1 protein-coding gene is annotated in these 1,628 nt (G+C 36.7%); it reads left to right on the top strand.

Annotated features, from left to right (window positions below):
* A partial coding sequence (locus AB1422_19290) for an ATP-binding protein (protein ID MEW6621446.1) occupies positions 1 to 1,259 on the top strand: 1,259 nt, incomplete at its 5' end.
* Positions 1,260 to 1,628 lie beyond the last annotated feature (369 nt).

Here is a 1,628-nt window from a genome sequence, read left to right as displayed (position 1 = left end):
ATTTCCAGGATAAAATTGTTTTGGTTGGTTGCACTGCCAGAGGAATGGGTGATGAAAAACTAACCCCATTTTCAAAATACGCAGGAATTTCAAACGGTGTAGTAGTTCAAGCTAATATAATTAATACAATTCTAAACGGAAATTATATTGTTCCATTAAACAAAATAGCCGTTATTTTGATAATACTTATTCTTGGGCTGGTAATAGCTCTTTTCATTAAAGGGGAGCGGATTATGTATAATACCATCATAGCTGTAGTGATACTGCTTGGAATTATACATATTTCTTTTTTACTTTTTACCTACCTGCATATTCACCTGCCTATTGTACCTTTTTTACTCACAGTGCCTCTGGTTTTTATGTGGATTGTCATAGAGAAAATTTTTACAGTAGAACATAAATTACATCAGAAACTCGTTGAGTTTTTTAAGGGCAGTCAGAAAAAAACGGGAATGGAGGAGGCGATAGAGACTATTGCCAAACTTACCAGAGAATTAAATGTCACTAATAAACAGCTTCAGGAGGCAACTGAGGCAAAATCAAGATTCCTGGCAAATATGAGCCATGAACTCCGCACACCTTTAAATTCAATCATTGGGTTTTCTGAAATTTTATTAGCAAAGACTTTTGGTGAACTGAATGAGAAACAAACAAAATATGCCAACAATATCCATACCAGTGGTAAACATCTTTTAACGCTCGTCAATGACATATTAGACCTTTCTAAGGTAGAGGCAGGAAAGATAGAACTTACTATCGAAGAAATCCCTCTAAAAGAGACATTAAGTGAATGTGAGACATTAGTCAAGACATTAGCCTCAAAGAAGAACCTTTTGCTTGAGTTTAAGGTAGAAGGCATTTCTACTGTCCACACAGACCCAACAAGATTTAAACAGATAATGTATAACCTCCTTTCCAATGCCATCAAATTTACCCCTGAAGGAGGAAGGATAAATGTAAATGCAAGACCAGTAGATGAGATGGTGCAAATTTCAGTCCAGGACACAGGTATCGGAATTGCTGAGAAGGATCAACAAAGGGTCTTTGAGGAATTTGAACAGGTTGATAGTGCTTATAGCAGACAATATGCAGGCACAGGACTTGGTCTCCCCCTAACCAAAAAACTGATAGAACTACATAAAGGGAGAATCTGGTTAGAGAGTGAAGTGGGAAAAGGAAGCACCTTTACCTTTACCATACCACTGCGAACAGAAAAAACATCTGTAATAGAGGAAGTTTCAGCACCATCGGTGAAGTGATATCTACCCATTTTGACAAAATGGAGATTGTCTGGTAGGGACTGACTTACCCACAGGGAGTGGGCACAAAGGAGAATGAAAATAAGTAGTAAGCGGATTTAGCGGATTGAGCAGATAAAAAAACAGAAAAGAAATCCGATTAATCCGCTCAATCCGATTACTAAAAAATAAAAAATCCGTACTCATCCGTTTAATCCGTGTCATCCCTGTTCTATTCTTACGGCTATTTTTAGGAGAAACGGTCATGAGTCTGCGACTCACAAAGTCTTATGGTGAAATGTCAAGTAAAAAATTAAGTTTTTTTAAAAATATTTTTCTTGACTTATATCCCTAAAAAGGCACAAAAATAGTATGTTCGGATACAAGTGA

It is taken from the genome of bacterium, from assembly GCA_040757115.1.
Lineage (GTDB): Bacteria > UBA9089 > CG2-30-40-21 > CG2-30-40-21 > SBAY01 > JBFLXS01.
The sequence above is the reverse complement of the archived record's forward strand: the minus strand, read 5'-3'. Positions and strand labels throughout refer to the sequence as shown.